The organism is Orenia metallireducens, from assembly GCF_003001995.1.
In the GTDB taxonomy this organism is placed as follows: Bacteria; Bacillota; Halanaerobiia; order Halobacteroidales; family Halobacteroidaceae; genus Orenia; species Orenia metallireducens_B.
This window is the reverse complement of sequence record NZ_PVNB01000012.1, coordinates 31,391-54,781: the sequence shown is the minus strand read 5'-3', so window position 1 is coordinate 54,781 and position 23,391 is coordinate 31,391. Positions and strand designations below refer to the sequence as shown.

At 32.8% G+C, this 23,391-nt stretch carries 20 protein-coding genes; 4 read left to right on the top strand and 16 right to left on the bottom strand.

Annotation, left to right across the window (positions count from 1 at the left end):
* Positions 1-98 precede the first annotated feature (98 nt).
* The 10 genes from BX659_RS09680 to BX659_RS09635 form a co-directional block, all read right to left on the bottom strand.
* The gene (locus BX659_RS09680; RefSeq protein WP_097018043.1) at positions 99-305 is read right to left on the bottom strand and encodes a cation transporter; all 207 of its coding nucleotides are present in this window, start codon (positions 303-305) and stop codon (positions 99-101) included.
* Between the two features lie 98 nt (positions 306-403).
* Positions 404-2,185 (bottom strand): methyl-accepting chemotaxis protein, encoded by a 1,782-nt coding sequence (locus BX659_RS09675; RefSeq protein ID WP_097018042.1) that lies wholly within the window; start codon positions 2,183-2,185, stop codon positions 404-406.
* A gap of 353 nt (positions 2,186-2,538) precedes the next feature.
* Entirely contained in the window at positions 2,539-4,044 is a 1,506-nt protein-coding gene (locus BX659_RS09670) for an SPOCS domain-containing protein (protein WP_097018041.1), read from the bottom strand.
* A gap of 575 nt (positions 4,045-4,619) precedes the next feature.
* Positions 4,620-4,967: a phage holin family protein gene (locus BX659_RS09665; protein WP_253250732.1), complete on the bottom strand. Its 348-nt coding sequence runs from the start codon at positions 4,965-4,967 to the stop codon at positions 4,620-4,622.
* A gap of 101 nt (positions 4,968-5,068) precedes the next feature.
* Positions 5,069-6,883 (bottom strand): excinuclease ABC subunit UvrC, encoded by a 1,815-nt coding sequence (gene uvrC, locus BX659_RS09660; protein ID WP_097018039.1) that lies wholly within the window; start codon positions 6,881-6,883, stop codon positions 5,069-5,071.
* Positions 6,884-7,279: 396 nt separating this feature from the next.
* Positions 7,280-10,090 carry an excinuclease ABC subunit UvrA gene (gene uvrA / locus BX659_RS09655; RefSeq protein WP_097018038.1) on the bottom strand — a complete coding sequence of 937 codons (2,811 nt, stop codon included), beginning with the start codon at positions 10,088-10,090 and terminating at the stop codon, positions 7,280-7,282.
* 714 nt (positions 10,091-10,804) lie between these two features.
* Complete coding sequence (locus tag BX659_RS09650; protein ID WP_097018037.1) at positions 10,805-11,158, bottom strand: DUF3795 domain-containing protein; 354 nt, start codon at positions 11,156-11,158, stop codon at positions 10,805-10,807.
* Between the two features lie 66 nt (positions 11,159-11,224).
* Positions 11,225-12,136: a helix-turn-helix transcriptional regulator gene (locus BX659_RS09645; protein ID WP_097018036.1), complete on the bottom strand. Its 912-nt coding sequence runs from the start codon at positions 12,134-12,136 to the stop codon at positions 11,225-11,227.
* A gap of 106 nt (positions 12,137-12,242) precedes the next feature.
* A complete protein-coding gene (locus tag BX659_RS09640) occupies positions 12,243-13,499 on the bottom strand; it encodes an HD-GYP domain-containing protein (RefSeq protein ID WP_253250731.1) in 1,257 nt (418 codons plus the stop codon).
* Positions 13,500-13,650: 151 nt separating this feature from the next.
* Positions 13,651-14,448 (bottom strand): hypothetical protein, encoded by a 798-nt coding sequence (locus BX659_RS09635; protein WP_097018035.1) that lies wholly within the window; start codon positions 14,446-14,448, stop codon positions 13,651-13,653.
* A gap of 353 nt (positions 14,449-14,801) precedes the next feature.
* On the opposite strand from BX659_RS09635, the gene BX659_RS09630 reads away from it, so the two are divergent.
* Positions 14,802-15,443, top strand: coding sequence for a DUF4397 domain-containing protein (locus BX659_RS09630; RefSeq protein WP_097018034.1), 642 nt, complete (start codon positions 14,802-14,804; stop codon positions 15,441-15,443).
* Between the two features lie 496 nt (positions 15,444-15,939).
* Here the strand turns inward: BX659_RS09630 and BX659_RS09620 are convergent, their stop codons facing one another.
* Positions 15,940-16,443 (bottom strand): flavin reductase family protein, encoded by a 504-nt coding sequence (locus BX659_RS09620; protein WP_172431907.1) that lies wholly within the window; start codon positions 16,441-16,443, stop codon positions 15,940-15,942.
* Positions 16,444-16,517: 74 nt separating this feature from the next.
* Positions 16,518-17,576 carry an AI-2E family transporter gene (locus BX659_RS09615; RefSeq protein ID WP_097018031.1) on the bottom strand — a complete coding sequence of 353 codons (1,059 nt, stop codon included), beginning with the start codon at positions 17,574-17,576 and terminating at the stop codon, positions 16,518-16,520.
* 344 nt (positions 17,577-17,920) lie between these two features.
* Here BX659_RS09615 and BX659_RS09610 point away from each other — a divergent pair, with 344 nt between their 5' ends.
* Positions 17,921-18,643, top strand: coding sequence for an endonuclease/exonuclease/phosphatase family protein (locus tag BX659_RS09610; RefSeq protein WP_172431906.1), 723 nt, complete (start codon positions 17,921-17,923; stop codon positions 18,641-18,643).
* Between the two features lie 78 nt (positions 18,644-18,721).
* Here BX659_RS09610 and cspD read toward each other — a convergent pair whose 3' ends face one another.
* The 3 genes from cspD to ehuC form a co-directional block, all read right to left on the bottom strand.
* Positions 18,722-18,925, bottom strand: a complete 204-nt coding sequence (gene cspD / locus BX659_RS09605; protein WP_097018029.1) for a cold-shock protein CspD — start codon at positions 18,923-18,925, stop codon at positions 18,722-18,724.
* A gap of 200 nt (positions 18,926-19,125) precedes the next feature.
* The gene (locus BX659_RS09600; protein ID WP_097018028.1) at positions 19,126-19,848 is read right to left on the bottom strand and encodes an amino acid ABC transporter ATP-binding protein; all 723 of its coding nucleotides are present in this window, start codon (positions 19,846-19,848) and stop codon (positions 19,126-19,128) included.
* Complete coding sequence (gene ehuC, locus BX659_RS09595; protein ID WP_097018092.1) at positions 19,841-20,485, bottom strand: ectoine/hydroxyectoine ABC transporter permease subunit EhuC; 645 nt, start codon at positions 20,483-20,485, stop codon at positions 19,841-19,843. The genes BX659_RS09600 and ehuC overlap by 8 nt, the downstream gene beginning before the upstream one ends.
* Before the next feature lie 610 nt (positions 20,486-21,095).
* On the opposite strand from ehuC, the gene BX659_RS09590 reads away from it, so the two are divergent.
* Positions 21,096-21,356 carry a YfgJ family double zinc ribbon protein gene (locus BX659_RS09590; protein WP_097018027.1) on the top strand — a complete coding sequence of 87 codons (261 nt, stop codon included), beginning with the start codon at positions 21,096-21,098 and terminating at the stop codon, positions 21,354-21,356.
* A 98-nt stretch (positions 21,357-21,454) separates the two neighbouring features.
* Positions 21,455-22,618: an iron-containing alcohol dehydrogenase gene (locus BX659_RS09585; RefSeq protein WP_097018026.1), complete on the top strand. Its 1,164-nt coding sequence runs from the start codon at positions 21,455-21,457 to the stop codon at positions 22,616-22,618.
* A 106-nt stretch (positions 22,619-22,724) separates the two neighbouring features.
* On the opposite strand, the gene BX659_RS09580 is transcribed toward BX659_RS09585, so the two are convergent.
* Positions 22,725-23,177: a YhcH/YjgK/YiaL family protein gene (locus BX659_RS09580; protein ID WP_097018025.1), complete on the bottom strand. Its 453-nt coding sequence runs from the start codon at positions 23,175-23,177 to the stop codon at positions 22,725-22,727.
* Between the last annotated feature and the right edge of the window lie 214 nt (positions 23,178-23,391).

Below are 23,391 nucleotides of genomic sequence, written 5' to 3'. Positions count from 1 at the left end.
TAAAATTATACAATATAATCAGAGAAATTTAAAATTTAACTTTGCACTAACCTTAAATTTAAAACAAAAACCCCACCTTCAAAGGTAGGGTTTTCTCTCTAACTGACCTCATAACCTGCTGCTCTAACTTCATCTTTTAATTTATCCAATTTACTCTCATCCTTATTAAACTTTACTTCTACCTTCCCCATTTCTAAGTTGACTCTAGCTTCTTCTACCCCTTTTACATTCTCTAAGGCAGATTTAACAGCAGCTTTACAATGTTGACAAGACATTCCCTTTACTTCAAAAGTTTCAGTTCTCATTATTTATCCTCCTAGATTAATTATATTATATGGGTAACCTACCTCTAACTATCGCTTGTTATTTATCTATTAATTATTCTGTACTCGTTGTTAATTAATCATACCTTAAACTTTTCCACCATTTGTTGCAATCTCTGGGACATGTGGGCTAGCTCCTGTGAAGATGTTGCAATCTCTTCTGATACCTTTCCCATCTCCAAAGAAGAGTTAGATAAATCATCACTATTTTGAGCAAGGTTCTGGGCTGAAATAGCAACTTCATTAATATGCTCTACAGTCTTTTCTCCATTCTCCTTTATCTCTACAAATAATTCTTCTGTCTCTTCTAATACATGCTCTACAGAACTCAAACCTAGCTTTGCTTTTTTCTGTATAGTATTGATTAAGTTTTTTATATCTTCTGTTGACTTAGCAGTCTGTTCAGCCAATCCTCTAATTTCATCTGCTACCACTGCAAATCCGCGCCCTGCTTCACCTGCTCTAGCTGCTTCAATTGCAGCATTAAGTGCTAATAGATTGATTTGTTCTGCTATGTTAGTGATCAGCTCTACTACTTTGCCTATCTGATTAGAGCTATTATTTAAGTCTTTAATAATCTCTACAGTCTTAGACATTGTATCTTTAACATTCATACTATTTTCTTCACTCTTATTACTAGCCACCTGTGCTAGACTGGCCGTCTCTTGACTACTAGCTGATATCTGTTCTATATCTACTACTATATCATTAATCCTATCACTGGTATTAGAGACGATAGCACTACCTTCCTCTGCCGAAGCAGATAACTCCTGACTATAAGATGATAGATGCTCTACAGAGTTCCTTAAATTAATTATTACCTCTCTTAAATTACTCTTCATAATATTTAAGGCTTGAGCCAAATTACCAATCTCATCTTGACTATTTATCTTCAGATTATTATTAGTTAGCTCTCCATCGGCTATCTTTTGAGCAAAATGAATAGATTTAGAAATAGGTGTTACTATATGATTAGCTAGAAAATAACCTAGTACTATAGCTATTAATAATGATATCAGCAGAGCATATATTACTTTATTGGTTTCTCTAGCAATCTCTGAATGTACAACCTTATCCTCAATAGTTATTCCAAGCCCCCATCTCACCTTTGGTACAGGAGCATAAGCCACTATCTTATCTACACCTTCATAGACATACTCCACTACCCCCTCTCTTCCTTGCATAACCTCCTTAACAGGTGCTAAGTGGGAGGCATCATACATATCTTCTACCAAACTCTTATCTGGATGATAAATCGTCCTCCCATCTTCCGATACTATATAGAGATATTCAGATTCTCTAAATTTAATTTGAGAAGCTAAAGCTCTTAGAAAGGATAGATCAAGTTCAGTAGCAATCACCCCTACTACTTGACCTTCATTTTTGATTGGGATAGCCAAAATAACAGTTGGAACATGACGGCTTCTTGAATATATTACCTTAGAATAATAAACTTCACCTCTAATCCCTTGTTTATAATATTCTCTATCATTTCTGTCACCTAGTTGGCCAATTACCTTATAGATCTGCTTACCTTCCTTATTCAATACAGATATATTAGGAATGGCATCATACTCTTCTACAACTCCTTTTAGTAATCTCCCCATTTCAAAATTAGGGTTCATCCCCTTAATGACTTCATTATCAGCTACCATTTTCATCAAGCTTTCTGTATCATTAATTATAATCTCCAATTGACTCTTTACATTATTAAGCATTTGCTTCTGCTCTCGATTGATAGATTGATGGGTATTATCTATGACCCTCTTTATAATAATAGAATTTGTAATCAATAATGGTAATAGCATCACTATTACTATTATTAAGTTCAACTTTAATTTTAAACTTTTTTGTAAGAACATATTATTTTCCTCCTTATAGCACAAAATATTAAAATCATTAACTTCTTCTTGCTATAAGATTAATATGTATTGGTGATTTTCTATATTCTAATCGATAAATTATACATAATATTGCCATAATAATCTTTATCAGTAAGCTAAAAATAAAGGCTTATTTAGACAAAAACAAAAAGAAGCCACATTGTTGTGACTTCTCTTGTCTAGGATAATGTTTTTTTACTTGGAGATGCAAGCTATCACCCATTTGCGTGCGTCCACTAAATATTATCACCTGTAATAATTTATTTATACACTATTAAATCAAATTTTCAATTAAATTCTAAAGATATAATTTATTTCTCTCTAATAAAGGCTTATTCTGGAATCAATAGTTCTTGACCTACCTGTAAGCTAGATGGATCACTTATATTATTTAAAGCTATTAAGGCTTCTACAGTTGTATTAAACTTTCTGGCAATTAACCATAAGGAATCTCCACTTTTAACTACATATCTAAGATTACCTTCTCCTAATTCTCCACTATCTACCTCTTCTTCATCAGTCACATCTACAACAACAGGTACTCGCACTAGCTCTGTAACCATTATCTTAGCTTCTATAATTATGCTATTATTGATAGTTCTATTATCTTCTAAGGTTGCTCTTATTCTGTCTACCCTTGCCTCTACATATACTCTATTATCTTCATCTAATTGAGGAATATCGATAAATTGGCTAAAGGAAAAGCTATCTCTAACTGCATACACAGGTTGCTCAGGAGCAGTAGAAACATATAAATGATTAATCTCTCCTTGCCCATCTATAATAACCCCATCATCTAATCTATCAACATCTACCTGATTGATCTGTGCTGAGCTTCTAATCACCTTAGCAGCCTCAGGTTGATTTTCAGGAATAACCGTCTCTTTATTAACTAAAAACTTGGTCTTCTCTTCTTTGATTGACCTCTCTACCAAGATATACTCTCTTCTAGGGTATAAATCTGTCTCTATAATCTCAACAGGTAACTCTACTTGTTCTTCAGTAATTACTAATATATTAAATTGTACTGTATAGTTAAATCTAACCCTGTTTGCCCCTTGGAAGATATTATTTTCTTGGAGAATAATACCTTCTACATAAGCTTCCATCTCATCTCTGACACCATCTACCTCTAATCTCTCCTCAAAATAATTCCTTAACTCTCTACTAATAATCTCTCCATTATCACTTATATAAAGAACCGTCGTTATAACCTCACCTCTAACAATGACTCTATTCCTTCTAGTATCTACAGTATTGATTATTAGCTCCGATTCCATCGCTAATATATCCCTAGAACTCTCTATAGTCTCAGCTAAGGTCTCTGTTCTACTAATAGTTAACTCCCTTTCTGTCTCAATAACCCCTCTCTGTACCTGATAGGGCTGAGTAATTATCTTATAGCCATCCTCCTTAACTATATAACTTAAATTGTCCTGTCTATAGATTGTAACCTCATATCTTACAGGAAAGATTAATCTCACCCTCCTGTCACCAACCTGTGTTGCATCTACTTGGCTTGGAATTATATCTACATCTACCTCCATCGTTGATCTTGCTCCTTCAAAGGTTACTATCTCATCAAATTGCACAGTACGTTGATAAGTTATAACTCTACTTCTATCATCTAGTGGGCGATAAGTAATAAACCACTGCAATACTCCATCTATCTTAACCTCTCCACTTCTTGGAGTAGCCCTAATCACCTCTAGCCTTGCTCCACTATCTATAATCTCATCTATGTCTGGTAAATCTGATGGTATATTTATAGTCCTTTCAATCTCACGACTATACTCATTAATCTCTACCAACTTCTCAATTGGAATCCTGTTTGGCATCTCTCTTATCCCTCTCTTCCCTTTGGAGATGAATCACCCTTTTGATCAGTCTAGGTCTAAAGTTCATTCTGCTTTTTGCCATATTAGCTCCTCCTTTCTTTCCTTATTAGCATTATATGCAGAAAGATTAGATAGTGATAAAAAGAAAAGATGACCGACTATGGTCACCTTGATAACTTTATTTAATATTATATTGTTGTTTATGATAGTATAGAAATTGAGATAATTGAATAATATTGCGATATTTTTATAGTTAAAAATTAAGAGTTAAAAGTTAATATTTAAAAGACCTTAAACGCGAAGGAAATTAATGTTTGAGCGAAGCAAGTATTCTAAAAAAATAATAGTTAATAAGATAATCTTTGAAGTAGGACTCTTAGCTATCTTATTTTCAATTAATGTTGATTGCGTAGCGAGTTTAATTTTCTTCTTGATTGGGCTGTTTTTGCCACGGAAGGTTCTATGAACCTGTAGGTTTGGTTACTTTTTCATCAAGGAAAAACGCAACCCGCCCTTAGGCGGAACCTAAGATTTTTACTTGCTTTTTAAAAAGTAAAACTGTCGCAATATCCCCATTAATCATAAAGAACATCTAACATAAAACTATTAATAATACTTAAAATAATAGAACCAAAAATAGCTGCCAATAAACCTGATACATGAAAATTAGCCACTAAACTTGCTGTAATTAATAACATAAGTCCATTGATTACAAATAAAAATAGTCCAAAACTTAAAATAGTTAATGGAAGAGTAAGTAAGGTAAATACAGGTTTAATAAAGGTATTTACAAGACCTAAAATTAAAGCTGCCCAAAAACCTGCACCTAAACTCCCGATAACAATCCCTGGAACTATCTTCGCTGTCAATATCAAAGCCAACATAGTAATTAACAATCTAGCTATTGCCTTCAAAATAATCACTCCTTTTAATTTCAGTGACGAGTGATGGAGTGACAGGTAACGAGTTAACTTCTTAGTTTAATATCATTACTCTTTACTCACACAGACCACTCACACTATTATTAAGGTTCAATATGCTTATCTAAATACTCTCTAATCTGACTAGCAGTCTTATCACTAATTCCTTCAACCTCTGATAACTCTTCTATTGTTGCCTGCTTAATCTTTCCTAGAGATCCAAAGTACTTTAATAATGACTCTCTTCGCTTTGGTCCTACCCCTGGAATTTCATCTATCATCGAATGGGTTAGACGGCGTGAACGTAACTTACGATGATAACTGACAGCAAAACGATGAGCCTCATCACGTACCCGTTGAATTAGGTATAATGCCTGAGAATTTCTAGGCAGAATAATCGGTTCACTCTGACCTGGTAAAAAGACCTCTTCTTCTCTTTTAGCCAGACCAATTATCTGTTCTCCTGGTCTACCTAGGTTATTTAATATTTCTACAGCAGCAGCCAATTGACCTTTTCCACCATCAATCAAAATCAAGTCAGGAAACTTCTTACCTCCCTCTAATAGTCTAGAATAACGACGGGTAACAACCTCACTCATCGAGAGAAAATCATTATTTCCCTGCCCATGCTTGATCTTAAAGCGGCGATAATCACTCTTTTTAGGTTCACCATTCTCAAAAACCACCATCGAAGCTACAGTATCGGTTCCTTGTACATGAGAGATATCAAAGCCTTCAATTCGATAAGGCATCTCTTCTAACCCTAAATACTCCTGCAATTCTACAACTCCTGTACTTGCCTTGAGGGATTGAAACTTCTGCTTAAAACGATACTCCTTAAGATTATAACGAGCATTACGATAAGCCATCTGTACTAGCTCTTTCTTCTCTCCAATCTTTGGAACCTTTAATTCGACTTTACTCCCTTTACGTTCCGTTAACCATTGATTAATCAATTCTAGATCTTCAATCTCAATCTCTAAGAGAATCTCCTCAGGGATATAATAAGAATTATCATAGTATTGTTGCAAGAAAGCAGTTAAGGTCTCTTTTAAATCATCACTCTCTTTAAAAATAAAGTCCTCTTTGCCAATCAATCTACCACTTCTAACTATCAATAATTGTACACAGATATCATTATCAGCCTGAGCCAATGCTATAATATCTTGGTTGATTAATTTATCAGAGACTATCTTCTGCTTTTGGGTAACCTTATCTATTGCCCTAATCTGATCCCTCAATTTAGCAGCAGCCTCAAAGTTCAAATCTGCTGCTGCCTTCTCCATCTGACTTTCTAATTCCTTGACTAAATTACCCTCTTTTCCTTCTAAAATCATGATAGATTTCTCTATCAATCTATTATATTCCTCAACACTGATTTCGTTAATACAAGGTGCTACACATTTTTTAATATGAAAGTTAAGACAGGCTCTCTTTTCTTTCTTTTCTGTCAAACTCCTTTTACAGGTTCTTAGCTTAAACATATCATGTAACAGCTCTATAATATCATTGACAGCCTTAGCATCAGTATAGGGTCCAAAATATCTGGCACCATCACTTTTGACTATTCTAGTCTTAAAGATTCTAGGATAGACCTCATCTAAGGTTACTTTAATATAAGGATAAGTCTTATCATCCTTAAGTTGAATGTTATATTTGGGATGATATTTCTTGATTAGATTATTCTCTAAGATTAAAGCTTCTACTTCAGTATCTGTGATGATATAATCGAAGTCAATAATATTCTCTACCAATACCTTGGTCTTAAATCTCTGATGCTTAGAGCTTTGAAAGTAAGAACCAACTCTATTTTTTAAAGATTTTGCCTTACCAACATAGATAATCTTGCCTAGATTATCCTTCATCAAATAAACACCAGGTTCTTTAGGGAGGTTCTTTACTTTTTCTTTTAGTTTCATATAAATCATCCTTTGAGTTCAGTAATTATTGATGATTTTATCAAAATTTTTACTTAACCATAGTTCAGGTTTCACCCCAAGAGTACTTCCTCAGGAAAACCACCTTCAGGGCGCGCCTAAAAGGTGACTTACCTTTTTTCCATAGATAAAAAAGTAAGCAAACCTACGAGTTTTAAAAAGAGAAAACTCTTCGTGGCAAAACTAGCCCAATCATTTAAAAAATTAAACTCAATAAGCAATTATAATTGTATAATAAATAGTTAAATTAAAGCTCTGCTCAGAGCTTTAATTTAACTCAAAATTTAGATTAAGATTTACTTATTTCAAACAGTAATTTTTTATTTAAAGTTCAAAAGACTTAAGAATTCTCAATTCTACATTCTCAATTTTCAATTATTAAAGTATCTTTTTAAGAAACTGTCCTGTATACGACCCTTCTACCTCTGCTACTTCCTCTGGACTTCCTGTAGCAATCACCTCTCCACCATTGACTCCACCTTCAGGACCTAAATCAATGATATAGTCGGCAGATTTAATTACATCTAGATTATGCTCGATTACTAGGATAGTATTGCCACCTTCTTTTAATCTCTGTAATACTTGTAACAGTTTATTTACATCTTCAAAGTGAAGTCCTGTTGTCGGCTCATCTAAGATATAGATAGTATTTCCTGTATTCATCTTACTCAATTCAGTAGCTAACTTGATTCTTTGGGCTTCTCCTCCTGATAAGGTAGTCGAAGGTTGTCCCAATCTGATATAGCTTAATCCTACATCATATAATGTCTGAAGTCTGCGTTTAATAGTAGGAATATTCTCAAAGAATTCTAAGGCTTCTTCTACTGTCATATCCAATACATCAGCAATGGTCTTACCTTTATATTTAATATCTAGAGTCTCTCGATTATAACGCTCTCCCTTACATACTTCACAAGGAACATAGACATCAGCTAAGAAGTGCATCTCAATCTTAATAATTCCATCACCTTTACAGGCTTCACAGCGTCCCCCTTTAACATTGAAGCTAAAACGCCCTTTCTTATAACCACGTTCTTGTGATAAAGGTACCTTGGTAAAGACATCACGGATATAATCAAAGACCTTGGTATAAGTTGCAGGATTAGAACGAGGTGTTCTACCTATCGGTGACTGGTCGATATTGATTACCTTATCCACTTGATCTATACCTAGAATTTCATCATGTTTACCAGGTCTTAATTTAGATTTATAGAATTCCTGCATCAATTTACGATTTAAAATCTTATTGACCAAGGTACTCTTACCAGATCCTGAAACTCCAGTTACACAAGTAAAGGTTCCTAAAGGTATTTTTATATCTATATCTTTTAAGTTATGCTCCTTAGCCCCTTTAACTTCAAGATATTTGCCATTGGGCTTCAATCTCTCTACAGGTACCTCAATCTTCTTCTTCCCAGATAGATATTGCCCTGTAATAGACTCTTCTACCTCCATGATCTCCTTAGCAGTACCTGCTGCTACTACCTTTCCTCCATGGCGACCAGCCTTAGGACCGATATCAAGAATATGGTCTGCTGTCCTAATAGTATCCTCATCATGCTCTACAACTATTACTGTATTTCCTACATCACGAAGATGCTCTAAAGTATTGATTAAACGCTCATTGTCCCGTTGATGCAACCCAATACTTGGTTCATCTAAGATATAAATAACTCCTACCAAACTAGAACCAATCTGAGTAGCCAATCTAATCCGTTGAGCTTCACCACCAGATAATGTTCCAGAATTACGGCTAAGGTTTAAGTATCCTAAACCTACATTGAATAAGAAACTCAACCTTGCTCTAATCTCCTTTAAGATTTCAGTAGCGATAACCTTCTTAGAACCTACTAATTCAAGGTCAGTAAAAAAATTATAAGCATCTTCAATAGATAGATTACTAATTTCAGCAATAGACTTATCACTAACAGTAACAGCTAAACTCTCTGGTCTTAAGCGATTCCCTCCACAATCAGGGCAAGGTCTAATACTCATATAGTTCTCCAACCTCTTACGGGCACTCTCTGACTTACTCTCTCTTGCTCTCCTATGAAACAGACCAATTAAACCTTCAAATTCTGTTTCATGGGTTCTAGTTCTACCTCGCCGATTGGTATATTCAAATTCTACATAGCCTGTATCTCCATAGAGTAGGATATTTATAAATTTACTATCAACCTCTTTTAGAGGAGCATCAGGGTCAACATCATACTTGTGAGCTAAAGCATTGATAATCTGTGGATAATAGGTACTACTTGAACCTTGCCAAGGGATAATAGCTCCTCCATTGAGTGACTTATCATAGTCTAAGATTAAATCAGGATCAAATTCCCGTTTATTTCCCAAGCCATCACAAGTGTCACAGGCCCCATAAGGGCTATTAAAGGAGAACATTCTCGGTGATAACTCTTCTAAACTGATTCCACAATCAGGACAAGCAAAGTTCTCACTAAATAACTGCTCCTCTCCATCAATAACATCTATAACTACTAACCCTTCTGCTAACTCCAAAGCCCTCTCCAAAGATTCAGCAAGCCTTGCCTCTAAATCTGCTTTCATGATCAAACGATCTACTACAACCTCAATAGAGTGCTTCTTATTCTTATCCAATTCAATCTCTTCTGCTATATCTCTTATTTCACCATCAACTCTAACTCTTACAAAACCTTCGCGCTGTATCCTAGCTAAAAGCTCTTTATATTCACCCTTCCTTCCCCTAACAATAGGAGCTAAAATCTGAAACTTAGTCCTCTCTGGCAACTCCATTACCTGATCAACAATCTCCTGAACTGTCTGGGATGTGATTTCTTGTCCACAGCTTGGACAATGAGGAGTACCGATACGGGCATATAATAACCTCAAGTAATCATGAATCTCTGTTACTGTTCCCACTGTTGACCTTGGATTCTTACTGGTAGTCTTTTGATCTATCGAGATTGATGGTGATAAACCTTCTATATACTCCACCTTAGGCTTCTCCATCTGTCCTAAGAATTGGCGAGCATAAGCAGATAAGCTCTCTACATACCTTCTCTGCCCTTCAGCATAAATAGTATCAAAGGCCAGAGAAGACTTACCTGAACCACTCAACCCAGTAATAACCACCAGCTTATCACGGGGGATCTCCACATCTATATTCTGCAAATTATGTTCCTTTGCTCCTTTGATTATAATCTTATCTTTAGCCATTCATCTTCACCTCTTTTGAGTTTATTAATTCTTTTTTATAATTAGTAGACATTTTAATCCTTTATATATTAATTATTATTTTAATCTAAAATAATACACTCAATAAATATATCTCTATAGGTACCCAATAATAAAGTGAAACTTAATGAGTATATTGCGACAGTTTTTTATTAGATAGTTAGGGGTTGGGTGGTTAGGTAGTTGGATTTTCCTACCTCCTACCCACCTATCGCCTAAACGTCGCTTTTTCTCTATAAAGTTTAATTTTAAATTCATGCATCTATATAGATCTCCAAGTCTAAAGTGTAATTTATAGTGTTTTTATGTTTTGGATTTTAACTTGTCACTCATTACTTGTTACTCATCCTACGAGTTCTTTGAACTCTTTGTGATGGAAAAATACCCAAACGAATTTTTCCTATCCACTGTTATCCAACTTTACTTTAATTTTAATTTCATTCTAAAGTTGGATAACTATATCTATCGTTCTCTGAGAATCAATTAGCAATTACTTAATCATTATATCAGTAATTATTACTGATTACAACTTATCAATTGATCTAACTATATGAGTTATCTTATCCAACTAATTAAAATCATTGTGTCAGATAGGATAAGAAACTCAATTCTTTCAAGTATTCTATTTAGAAACCCAAAACTCTTTTTTCTAATGATAAAAATCAAAAAACTAACCATTGCTCAATGGTCAGTTTTTCACCTTTTAATCACCATCTCCTCTGTACTTGTCATCTTCTGAGCATAATTCTCATATCCCTTCTCCCTTATTAAATCAATACAAGCCTGTCTATCAGAACGAAAAATCAAAGCAAATACTTTAGATATAAAATTATTAAACCTCCTACATTTACTCTGATCAGAAAATTCTTTACAATCAGCACAACTTAAGTAACTATTCTCTATACAACAATTTCTAACCTTACACCAAGTAGCTCCTTCATTCTTATGACAACCTGAACATCTTCCCTTTAAGTATTTCTTACAAGCCCCACAATACAGACCACAGTAAGCTATCAAGCTTTTATCAGCAGCTATCTTCTTCAAAACCATCATCCCCCTATTATACCTAACTTATCTAAATTATAACAGAGGAAATTAGACATCAGTATGTCATATTTAAAAATATTTTTTTAAGGTTTTTTCTAACTTAGCCTTTATTATATCTCTTATTCTCATCGGTTCTATAACTTCAATATATTCTCCAAGACCAAGTAAAAACTCATACAACCATTCATTCTCCCAAATTTCTGTTTTAATTATCGCTGAGTCATCTTCCAATATTTCGAAGGATCCCCTTGGAAAATATTCATAAGATCTTTCAATATACTCTTTATCTACCTTTAAGACCAGTTTTACTTTATCAGTTATATTATTGGAATCTAAACATTCTTGAGGAGTTCCTTTCTTTCTAATGAATTTTTCCTGATTAATAGTCAAATCTCTTATTCTAGAGACCCTAAAAATTCTAAAGTCCTTCCTCAATCTACAATAACCATAAATATACCATGAATGTCCTTTTAAAATTATAGTCAATGGCTCTAATTTTCTTGAAGTTCTTTGATTTTTATTACTTAGGTAAGAAAATTCTATTAAAAAATTATTTTTAATTGCGTTTTTAATTAAATTAACCTTTTCTGTTAATTCTTCATCATTACCCCAAGGACTATAATCAATAATGAAAGTCTCTTCTTTCTCCTCTAAATCTGGATTAAATCCTTTCAATTTTTCTAAAGTATTTTCTAAATCAGAATCAGGTAAAACTTTACTAACTCCTTCTAAAGCCTTTATAATTGTTTCTAGCTCTTCTATCTTAAATATATTTTTATCCATTTTATAATTATCTAAGATACTAATCCCACCATCTACCCCTTTAGTCGTTACAACTGGTATACCCGCTTTATTTAATGTTTCTACATCTCTATAAATCGTTCTTCTAGAAACCTCAAAATTATCTGCTAACTCTTTAGCAGTCATCTTTTCTTTATTAATTAATAAGATTATAATTGCTAACAATCTATCTATTTTCATAACTTGCCCCCTACTAATTAAAATTATAAGCTCCTCTATCCCTTCCCACTACAATTGACAAAATAAAAAAACCGAGGAAGTAAGTCCCCAGTTTAAGGTATAGATATTAGCGTAAGAGATTATAATCTTTTTTGATATTATTCTGCCCCAACTCTCGTATATTATCTATTAGATCATAATTCTCCATTACCTTTGCTACTATATTTCCATCTATAGCATTCTCCTTAGCCATAGAGTCTAGAATTAATAAGGTCTTATCCTTATCCATTCCTGCTCGATAAGGTCGGTCTTCAGTAAGAGCTGTAAAGATATCAGCAACTGATAAAACCCTACTACCAACCGATAACCTCTTTTCATCATGTTTGAAAGGATAACCAGTACCATCTAAGCGCTCATGGTGAAAAGCTGCCCATTCTTTAATCTCTCCCAGTCCTTCTATTGAATCTAGTGCATGGTAAGTATAAAAGGTATGGCTTTTAATAATATTCATCTCATCAGCAGTTAATTTGCCTGGTTTCTCTAAAATTTCAGCAGGTACTGCTAACTTACCTAAATCATGTAGATAACCAGCTATCTCTAATTTTATAGCCTTCGTTTGAGACCACCCCAATAAATTAGCTATCTCTCTTGCTGTTACAGCCACCCCTTTAGAATGTGTTGCTGTAAAATTACTCCTAAAATCTATAATTCTACTATAAAACTTACTCAAATCTAATAAATCAGCAAGGTTTAACTCCAATCCCCAATTCTTGAATATTTTCTTTAAATCCTTCCTAATTATATCAGTATTTATAACTGAAAACCAGAAATCATCTTTATAAGATAATTTTTCAAAGACTTTAACTAAATTAGGGTGGAGCATATTTTCAGAATAATCCTTAATAATCTTTACTATGCTATTTCTCTGACTTAATATATTCTCTCTTTTATTAATTAAAATTGCTACTCTATCTGCTAAATGAAGTAGATGGCTAGCTAAAGGAACAGCTTCACCCTTAAATTTATTTCCTCTACCATAATTCCATTCCAAATGATGATATCTGATTATAGGTACCAGATTAGCAAAAGAATCAAAAGTACTTACTAAGTAAGCCCCTGCTTCAGCATGCTCAAAACCATTATTGGTTTCAAAGGTCAAGGTCTCTAATCTACGCTTCATTGAAAAAGCTCCAATATCATGAAGTGCTGCTGATAGGATCAAATCCTTCTTTTGATGTTCTTCTAAACTAAGTTCTTGGGCTAATCTAAAACTTATATAAGCAACTTGCTCATGGTGACTATTTAAATTTGTATCAACCATATCTATAACATGAGAGAGGCTGAACAATAATTCATATAAAGAGATATTGGTTTTTTCTATCAATTTAATTCAACTCCAAATAAACTTCTTTTTTCATTACTTGGTTACAGTATAGCACTTTAAGGTTTAAGATACAATACCATTACTGTATATATTAGTATAATACCTTTTGTAATATTATACAGTATTTTTTAAACTACTATCTCATCTATTATTATCTCTTATTCTTATTATATTTTCTCTGTTTATAACAATAAAGATCAAAGGGATACCATAATAGATTAAAGAACATATGGGCTATCATTGCTGAGACCAATCCTCTCCACCAGAATAATATTCCAAAGATTAAAGTTGTCATGAGATTAGAAAAGTAAACTATAGCTATAAAGGGCTTAGTCAGCTCACAACCTTCTTTAAAATATAATAATAACCTTTTCAGCCCCGACATAATCCCTAAAGTAATTATAGAAATAAAGACTATATAGTTATCTATCTTTCCTAAACAAATATTGAAAGCCCAAATAATTGTGCTTAAAAGCCCCCACCTCATTATAATCTCTGCTATCATCCCATCATAAATCACTCTGCCAAATAGATACCTCTTTAACCGCAAATTCTCCATAATAGCTACACTCTCTTTATTGACCCTTAATCTAAAAAATATATAGTAAAAATAGATAAAGATTATTGCTCCTATAATCCCAAAAACAGAAGCATAAAATAGCTCTATTCTTAATATCTGCCATAAATTCTCCTTCTTTATTGCAGCCATAAAGACTGGTACATCGCTTTTAATAATGGGATTCAACAATACACCTATTACTATAAAGATGCTAACTATAAGCAGATTCTTCAAAATAGAATATATAATTGAAAAGAAACTGATTAGAAACCTCTTTAGCCAAGAGATCTGCTTATTAACTAGTTTCCTTCTTAAAAATATTGGTGTATTAAGAAGAACTCCAGGAATAGATACAAATAAAATAACCAAAAACAGATACCAATTAAACATAATATTCTCCTTTCAGCTAAAATGGTTCAACTTTATAAATAAAATCATTAGTACTTCTAAAGATATAGCTTCTCTCTTCATATATACTTAAGCGAATAAAATATTAAAACTAAATATAAAGATTTCCAAAAAATAAAAATTTCTATGGCTATTAAGCCATAGAAATTTAATAATCTTTAACCCTTAAATCCTGCTACTAACCCTATGATTTTTTGAATAGAAACTATTGTTTCATCAGAAATAACAGTTAAATTTTAAGAGAAAGTTGAAATAAAATCCCTCAATTAAAATATCACCCTTTTACTACCAATACATATAATATTGTAATGATAATTAAGAAAGGAGTAATAATAATGTATCATGAACCTTATTATTTAATCAATGAAAATAATGCTCAAGCTTATATCAGAATCTTACATGCTGCTCCAAAAGCACCTGCTGTTGATATTTATGCTAATGATAATTTAATCGCTGAAAATTTAAAATATAGAAATTTTACTGAGTATATTTCTGTTATGGCTGGTCGCTATAATATCAAAGTATATCCAGCAGGTAAGAAGACAGCTCCAGTTATAGATACCTCTGTTAATATTATCTCCAATACAATCTCTACTATAGCTGCTATTGGGGAATTTCCTAAATTAAGCCTATTGCCTGTTGAAGAGCCTCGCATACCTATCCGTCCTAATAGAGCCTATATTAGAGTAGCACATCTCTCTCCAAATGCCCCCAATGTAAATATTAGTCAAGAAAATGGCATACTCTTATTTGAAAATATTGCCTATAAGGAGGTTACCGATTATCTCTCCTTAAGACCAGAAACTTATACCTTTGAAGTAAAATCTCTAGGCAGTGATAAGACTATCCTTTATGTTCCTAATGCCAGGTTGACAAGAGACCGCTTCTATACCCTTTATATTATTGGTTTATTAAGAGATACTCCACCATTACAGATGCTAATTCCGTTGGATGGTAATTCTTATTTGAGATTCTAAAGTTTATTCATCTTAATGTGGGAATATTGCAACACTTTTACTTTTTGAGTTTTTATAAAAAACTCTGCTTTACCATAGTTTAGGTTTCGCCTAAAAGGCGACCTACCTTTTTTCCATAGATAAAAAAGTAGGCAAAAAATCATTTTAAAAACAGGGAAAACGCTAGAACTTATAACTAAAATTGGAGCAATTAAATTAATTACAGTAATTCCATTATGCATTAATTCCTTCTCACTAGACCGCTTACTTTCCCAACGAAACACGCTATACTTATATAAGAAATATTAAATTTATTTTAAATTTTTGAGTTTAAAATAATATTAGATTATAACCCAAATACCGCTTGCATTTCTTTAAAAACAAGTTCATTCTTAATTAAAAAAGTATCGCTTTATCATTCCATTCTATCAATCTCTATCTTAACAACAGCTACAGCTAATAATAAAAAGGCTATAAACCAAGAAAAAATCTCAGTTTTTAGCCTCTTTTATAGCTGCTATTCTTCTAGATAGGTTCCAACAATCTCTCCAAAATAAAGAGTATGGTAATCTTTTTGAGGATACCAGTCTTTGTTATATTTTTGATCCAAATTATTAGGGTTCATCACCTGTTTAAACTTAATCTTACATTCATAATGGAGATCACATCCTTTAATAATTGGGGTATTAACATCTTGACCTGCTTGAATTGATAGACTAGACTCGCTAAATTTGTCATAATCCCTTCCTGACTTAGTTCCACAAAACTTTAAGGCTTCTTTAAGTTGACCCTTTAGTGGGATACTTACAGTAAATTCATCACTCTTCTCTATTAATTCATATGTATAACGTGAATCTCTGACCATTACCATAAAAACTGGTTTCCCCCAACAATAACCGATACTTCCCCAACCAATCGTCATAGTATTGACCTTATCATTAGATTTAACTGTTAAGAAAGCACCTTTGCTTAAAGCTCTAGTAGCCTTTTGAATATAATCATCATAAGCAATCTTCTTCAAAATAATTCCTCCTCATATCAATTTATAATATATATATTCTTTAAAAATAATCTTATTCTCTATTATCTGTTAGCTCACTTACCCATTATCCCAAAGTTTTTAACCAAAATCCTAGCTACTGCATAGGCTGGAACTGCAAATAAAGCTCCTACCACCCCAAATAGTAAGATAGAGCTTAAAACTACAAAAAGTACTATCAAGGGATGGATATTCAACTTCTCCCCTTGGATAAGAGGTCTAATTAAATTTCCCTCTAAATACTGAGAAATAGCTAGTACAATGAGCACCTTCACCAGCATTAACCAATTACTTGTTGTTGCTATAAATAAAGCAGGTAGAATCCCTAAAGTAGGACCTAAAATTGGAATCAAAGAAGTAATCATCGCAATTAAAGCTAAAGCAAAGGAGTTTGGTAGACCAATAATTAAAAACCCAATAAACATAGCTAGTCCTAATAATAAAGCCACCAGTAATTGGGAGCTAATATATGCAGCTAAGACCTGGTCGATCTCCTTTAAAACCTTTTCTACTTTCTTTTCATCTTTATCAGCAAAAAAAGAGATAATTGCTTGACTAATCTTAGTATCATCCTTTAAAAAGTAAAATAAAACAAAAGGAATTAAGACTATAATAGTTCCAAAGTTAGTCAATGATGAAAAGGTCCCCATTAAATTGTAATTACTGAGCTTATCTAAAATTCCTTGAATAAAATCAGCGGCTCTACTTTGGAGGTTAAAGTTAGCTAAAAAGTCAAGCTTACCATTACCAAATTCGATAATTTTATTGATGCTAACTTTAATGCTTGCATAATTAAGAGAGAAGTATTTTATCAACTCTCTAATTTCACCATAAATAATACTACCACCAAAATAGATAATAAAGATAATTAAAGTAATGACCAACAAAAAGGTAATTAAAATGGCCAGTGACTTATACTTTATCCTAATTGATAAAAATCTGACTATAGGTCTTAAGAGATAATAGAGAAATCCTCCTAATAATAAAGGAAATAGTACAAGAGATAAGACCTTTATTATAGGATCAACTATATAAGGAATTTGTCCTGCTAAAAAGATAATTAACAAAATTAGAATTATTTTAAGAGCTATTTTAAAAAATCTATCGTTAAACAAATCAATCACCTCCAATCAGATCTAAAAATTTATATATATCAAAATCAATAGATAATACCACTCCACTTTTTAAGTTAATAATTGAACTCAAAAGATCAAGTCAAACTGTAATACTCTGGAATTATTAATATTATTATATCAATTTATTTGCTATTATTAAATAGATTAACCTCTAAATTAATAAATTTACCAGCAGGTTTCAACTAACTGATTCAAGAATTTAATCAACAAATCAAATATTAATAAACTCATATAAGGAGCAGAAAAAATTGAAGGATTACAAATTCATATTGATAGTACTTCTTATAATTTTGATGGAACTTATACTTATTGGGGGGTGTCAGGTGAAAGAAGATTCAATAGCTCAAATTAGAGTAGCAACCTATAATATTCATCACGGTGTTAATCAAGGTGATATCTATAATCTACAAGGGATAGCAGCTACACTTAAAAACCTAGATGCAGACATTATAGCATTACAAGAGGTTGATCAAGGGTGGGGTATTAGAAGTAATTATGATAAACAATTAGATATCTTAGCTAAAGAGCTTAATATGTATTCTGCTTTTGCTCCAGCTTTAGATAGAAAAATTGGTCAGTATGGACTAGGCGTTTTAAGCAGATTCCCCATCAGCAATATAGAAACAAAATATCTATCTAGTACTTTAGAACAGAGAGTTCTATTAGCTCTAGAGGTTAAAATTAATGATATTACTCTTAATGTATATAATACTCATTTAGGTCTGTCAACTAAAGATCGCCAAGCTCAAATAAAAGATATCTTAAATTATATAACTATGAAAGCAAAGAGTAATCCTAGCCTTTTAATGGGTGATTTTAATGTCAATAAAGGCTCTACTGAATTAGAACCCATAAGTCAAAGCTTCTTTGAGGTTGAAGAGTTAAGCAACAAGGATATTGGAGAGACCTTAATAGATCAAAATCTCAAAGTTGATAATATATACTTATCAACAAAGATGCCTATTAAAGCATTAAAAACCTTCTCTTCGTCTGCCTCAGACCATTACCCTGTTGTTGTAGACCTTCTAATTTTAAAAGAAAAATGAATTAGTCCTTCAAAAAATACTAAAGACCCCAGATTAATCTGGGGTCACACATAATGCTCTAATTACCTATGTATAGAATTAAAGCTTAACTACATTATCAGCTTGAGGTCCTCTTTCTCCCTCAACGATTTCAAATTCAACAGCTTGACCTTCTTCTAAGCTTTTGAATCCATCTCCTTCAATTGCAGAGAAGTGTACAAATACGTCATCTCCACCTTCTCTTTCAATAAATCCATAACCTTTTTCATTGTCAAACCATTTTACGTTTCCTTCTAATCTCATTCTTGCATTCCTCCTAAAAAATTGCTAAAAAAATTTTAGTGATTTTATCACTTTCCAGCTAAAACTATAACATAATAAACAAAAATTGTCAACAATATCGAGCAAAGATTTGGATTAAGAATAAGATGAAGTCTAAGTTTAAGCTTTAAATTTCCCTTATAGCTCTACTTAAACTCAACCTTAGACTCACACTATATCATTTATAATATCTTGGCTAAAAACTCTTTAGTTCTCTCTTCTTGGGGATTAGTAAATATCTGCTCTGGATCTCCTTCTTCAACAACTATCCCATGATCCATAAATAATACCCGATCCCCTACCTCACGAGCAAACCCCATCTCATGAGTCACAACTACCATTGTCATACCTTCATTGGCTAAATCCTTCATAACCCCTAATACCTCTCCTACCATCTCTGGATCTAAAGCAGAAGTAGGTTCATCAAATAACATTACCTTTGGCTGCATTGCTAAAGCTCTAGCAATAGCAATTCTCTGCTTCTGTCCGCCAGATAATTGGCTTGGATATGAATCAGCTTTATCCTTTAAACCAACCTTTTCTAATAGCTCATAAGCTATCTTCTCTGCCTCTTTTTTATTAAGCCTTTTAACCTTAATCGGTGCTAAGGTTATATTATCTAAAACCGTCTTATGGGGAAAGAGGTTAAAGTGCTGAAATACCATTCCTGTCTCTTGACGGATCAAATCAATATCTGCTTGAGGTGAATTGATCTGCTCTCCTTCAATATAGACCTTTCCTGCAGTAATATCCTCTAAGAGGTTTAAGCATCTTAAGAAGGTACTCTTTCCAGAGCCACTAGGTCCAATCACAACAACAACCTCTCCTTGCTTTACCTCTTCATTAATACCTTTTAAAACTTCCAATTCTCCAAAGCTCTTGTGTAAATCCTCTACCTTAATCACTGATGCTTAACCTCCTTTCAGCATAATTAACTATCCGTGTCATAATAAAGGTCATGATAAAGTATAATACTGCTACTGCTGCAAAAATTAAAAAAGATTCATAGGTTCTACTAATAATTAATCGCCCTTGTCTAGTTAAATCCTTAACAGCAATTACCGATACTAAAGAAGAATCCTTTAATAGAGCAATAAATTCATTACCTAAAGGTGGAATTACTCTCTTAATAGCCTGAGGTAAGATTACATATTGCATAGCCTGAGGATAGCTCATCCCTACTGAACGAGCTGCTTCCATCTGCCCTTTATCAATAGATTTAATTCCAGAACGCACCACCTCACCTACATATGCTCCACTATTTAACCCCAATCCCAAAATAGCTGCAAAATAAGCACTAATATCAATTCCTATGTTTGGTAACCCAAAATATAATAGGAATAATTGAACCAATAATGGAGTCCCTCTAAAAAACTCAATATAAGCCTTTGCAATACCATTAAGTAATTTGTTATGGGAGACCCTTGCTAGTCCTAAAATCGTACCTAAAATAATACCGATTACTACAGCAAATGTAGTTAATTCTATAGTCATAAAAGCCCCTTTGAGTAAAAAGGGAATTGACTCTTTTAAAATCTCCATCTTATCAGCTAGCAATCAATACACATCCTTTCTAGTTTATTTTCACTAATTTTTTAATAAATTATTTAAATCAACCAATATAAATTTCATTATAAATATACTTCCTTAGAGAAGTGGACTAGAATATCAATTTCACTGTTAATTATAATTAAGTAGATATTAACCAAAGCAATAACATACTTAATAAAGTTAGTAACGACGATATATTAATCCCTTTCCCTTTTTTGACCATTTTTAATCATTTTCCTTATAATTATACATCACTCATTTTATTTATGCAATAATTTATTAGAATTTTAATTCTTAAGCTTTAGACTAAATTATTTGATTGTAGATTTGTAGCTCCAAAGTTATATCTAAGTCTGTTTTTATAGATATTGCGATACTTTAAAATCGATCCCAAAATCAAGGAATAAATTTAATAGTTCCATTGAATACAGCTGTTGAATACAGCTGTGAAAAATCTAAAAAGATTATCAGAGTTACATCTTGGACAGAATATAGATATTAAGATTTAATAAAAGAAAGGATGTCTTTACTTTTTCTTAATTTGATAAAAGCCACAGATTTGATATAATTAAAAGTAGTTAAATAAAGTGAGGTGATATGCATGAAGAAGGCTATCTGCCAAGAATGTAATAAGATTATGAGAACAGTCTTTGAAGCTGGTGAGAAGAAATATTTCTGTAAATACTGTGATGACTTTACCGATTATGAGATTAAGAATGTTAAAAACTTCTGTGACAAATGTGGAGATGAGTTAGAGCTATTACAAGCTTGTGGTAGTGTCAGCTTCTTCTGCCATAACTGTAATGAAGTACGTTCAAGAAGTGTCGTAGATACTAGATATTTTGAAATTGAGAATGAATAACTAAGCTTAAGGTTAAGTATAAGACTGCGTAAATTATAAGAAAGAACCTTACTTAAACCAAAACTAAGATATATCATTTAAAAGGAGGATTTTACATAATGAATAACTTTAAATTCCATAACCCCACTGAATTAATTTTTGGTAAAGGTCAAGTTGAAAAAGTAGGTAAGAAGGTTAAGGAATATGGTGATAAAGTATTAGTAGTTACAGGTGGAGGTAGTGTCAAAAGAATTGGTTTATATGATCAGGTTATTGCTTCACTACAAGAAAAGGATCTAGATATTTATGAGCTTTCAGGGATTAAACCCAACCCTAGAGTAACTAGTGTCAGAGAAGGTGTTAAAATCTGTAGAGAAAATGATATAGACCTGGTTTTAGCAGTTGGTGGAGGTAGTACTATTGATGCTAGTAAAGCAATTGCTGGAGCAGTCTTTTATGATGGTGATCCTTGGGATTTATTTTCTAAAGGAATCAGAATTAAGAAAGCCCTTCCTGTAGGTACAATCCTGACTTTAGCTGCCACAGGCTCTGAAATGAATCCAAACTTCGTTATCTCTAACCTAAAGACTGAAGAGAAGGTAGGTGCTGGTAGTCAACTGCTTTATCCTAAGTTTTCAATCTTAGATCCCGTCAATACCTTTACTGTACCAAAAGAACATACTGTATATGGAATTATAGATATAGCAGCCCATGTCTACGAACAATATTTCAGCCATACTGAATCTACACCTATCCAAGATAGATGGGCAGAAAGCATCTTAAAGACTCTAAGAGAAGAGAGTGTCAAGGTTCTTGCTGATCCTGAAGATTATGATGCTAGAGCAAATATCATGTTAGCAGGAACGCTGGCACTAAATGGTTTACTTTCTATGGGCAAAGAGACAGATTGGGCAAGCCATGGTATTGAACATGCTGTTAGTGCTGTCTATGATATCCCCCATGGTGGTGGATTAGCAATCATCTTCCCAAACTGGATGAAGTATGTGTTAGATGAAGGTACAGATAAGTTTGTACAATATGCTACAAGGGTTTGGGATATAGATCCAGCAGGTAAGTCTGACAAAGAGATCGCTTTAGAGGGAATCGAGAAGACTAGAGAGTGGTTTAATGAAATGGGTGCACCTTCTTCTTTGGCAGATTATGATATAAGTGATGAGAACCTAGAGCTAATGGCTCAAAAGGCTACAGCTAAAGGTACTAGAGGTAGCTATAAGGTATTAGATAAAAATGATATAGTAGAGATTTATAAGATGTGTTTGTAAGCAGTAAAGAGTGACCAGTAACAAGTAAAATAACTTCTTATTACTCACTATATATTGCTTAAATGTAAAACAAAGAAACCCTCTAGAATATTCTAGAGGGTTTCTTTTAGTCTAATTTAACCTTAACTACTACCTTTTTAACTCTTTCTGCTTTATCTACTGCTCGACCAGGCATATGTATATCTTGGGGCATAAAAACGGCAAAGTTTCCTGCTTTAATGGTAAAGAAATCACCTTCCCCTTCTAAGAATAAGATATCCTTCTTTTGATTATAATCTTCAAGAATCTTCATTCCCTCTAAATCACTACAGCCCATTAACTCTTGACCTTCAATTATATACTGAATATCTAAATACTTGCGGTGCCCTTCCCAACGACCTTCCTCTTTAGGCTTGGTCTGATACTCTTCAACTGAAGCGTAAATATCATCGCCAGCTATTTCATACTTCCCTACTTCTAGATTGGATAAATCCCTTTCTGCCAAAAAATTAAAAGCTGTAGCCATTCTATCATTTAAATTATAATAAAGCTTGGCATTTTTCAAATTATCAATTATCATTATTCCACCTCTTTTATCTCTTTAATTATCTTTAATTATATCAGCAAGCTTGAGTATTTAAAAATAAATTAATTGATTAAATATTTTACTCAACTATTTTAAAATTTTATGACCTCTAAATAATATATATTTGACCTAAAAAGAGGTTTTTTAGATTATTTTGTCGAAATTTATTGTTGCAAAGATCTTTATAATTTTAAGGGGGGCGATAAAT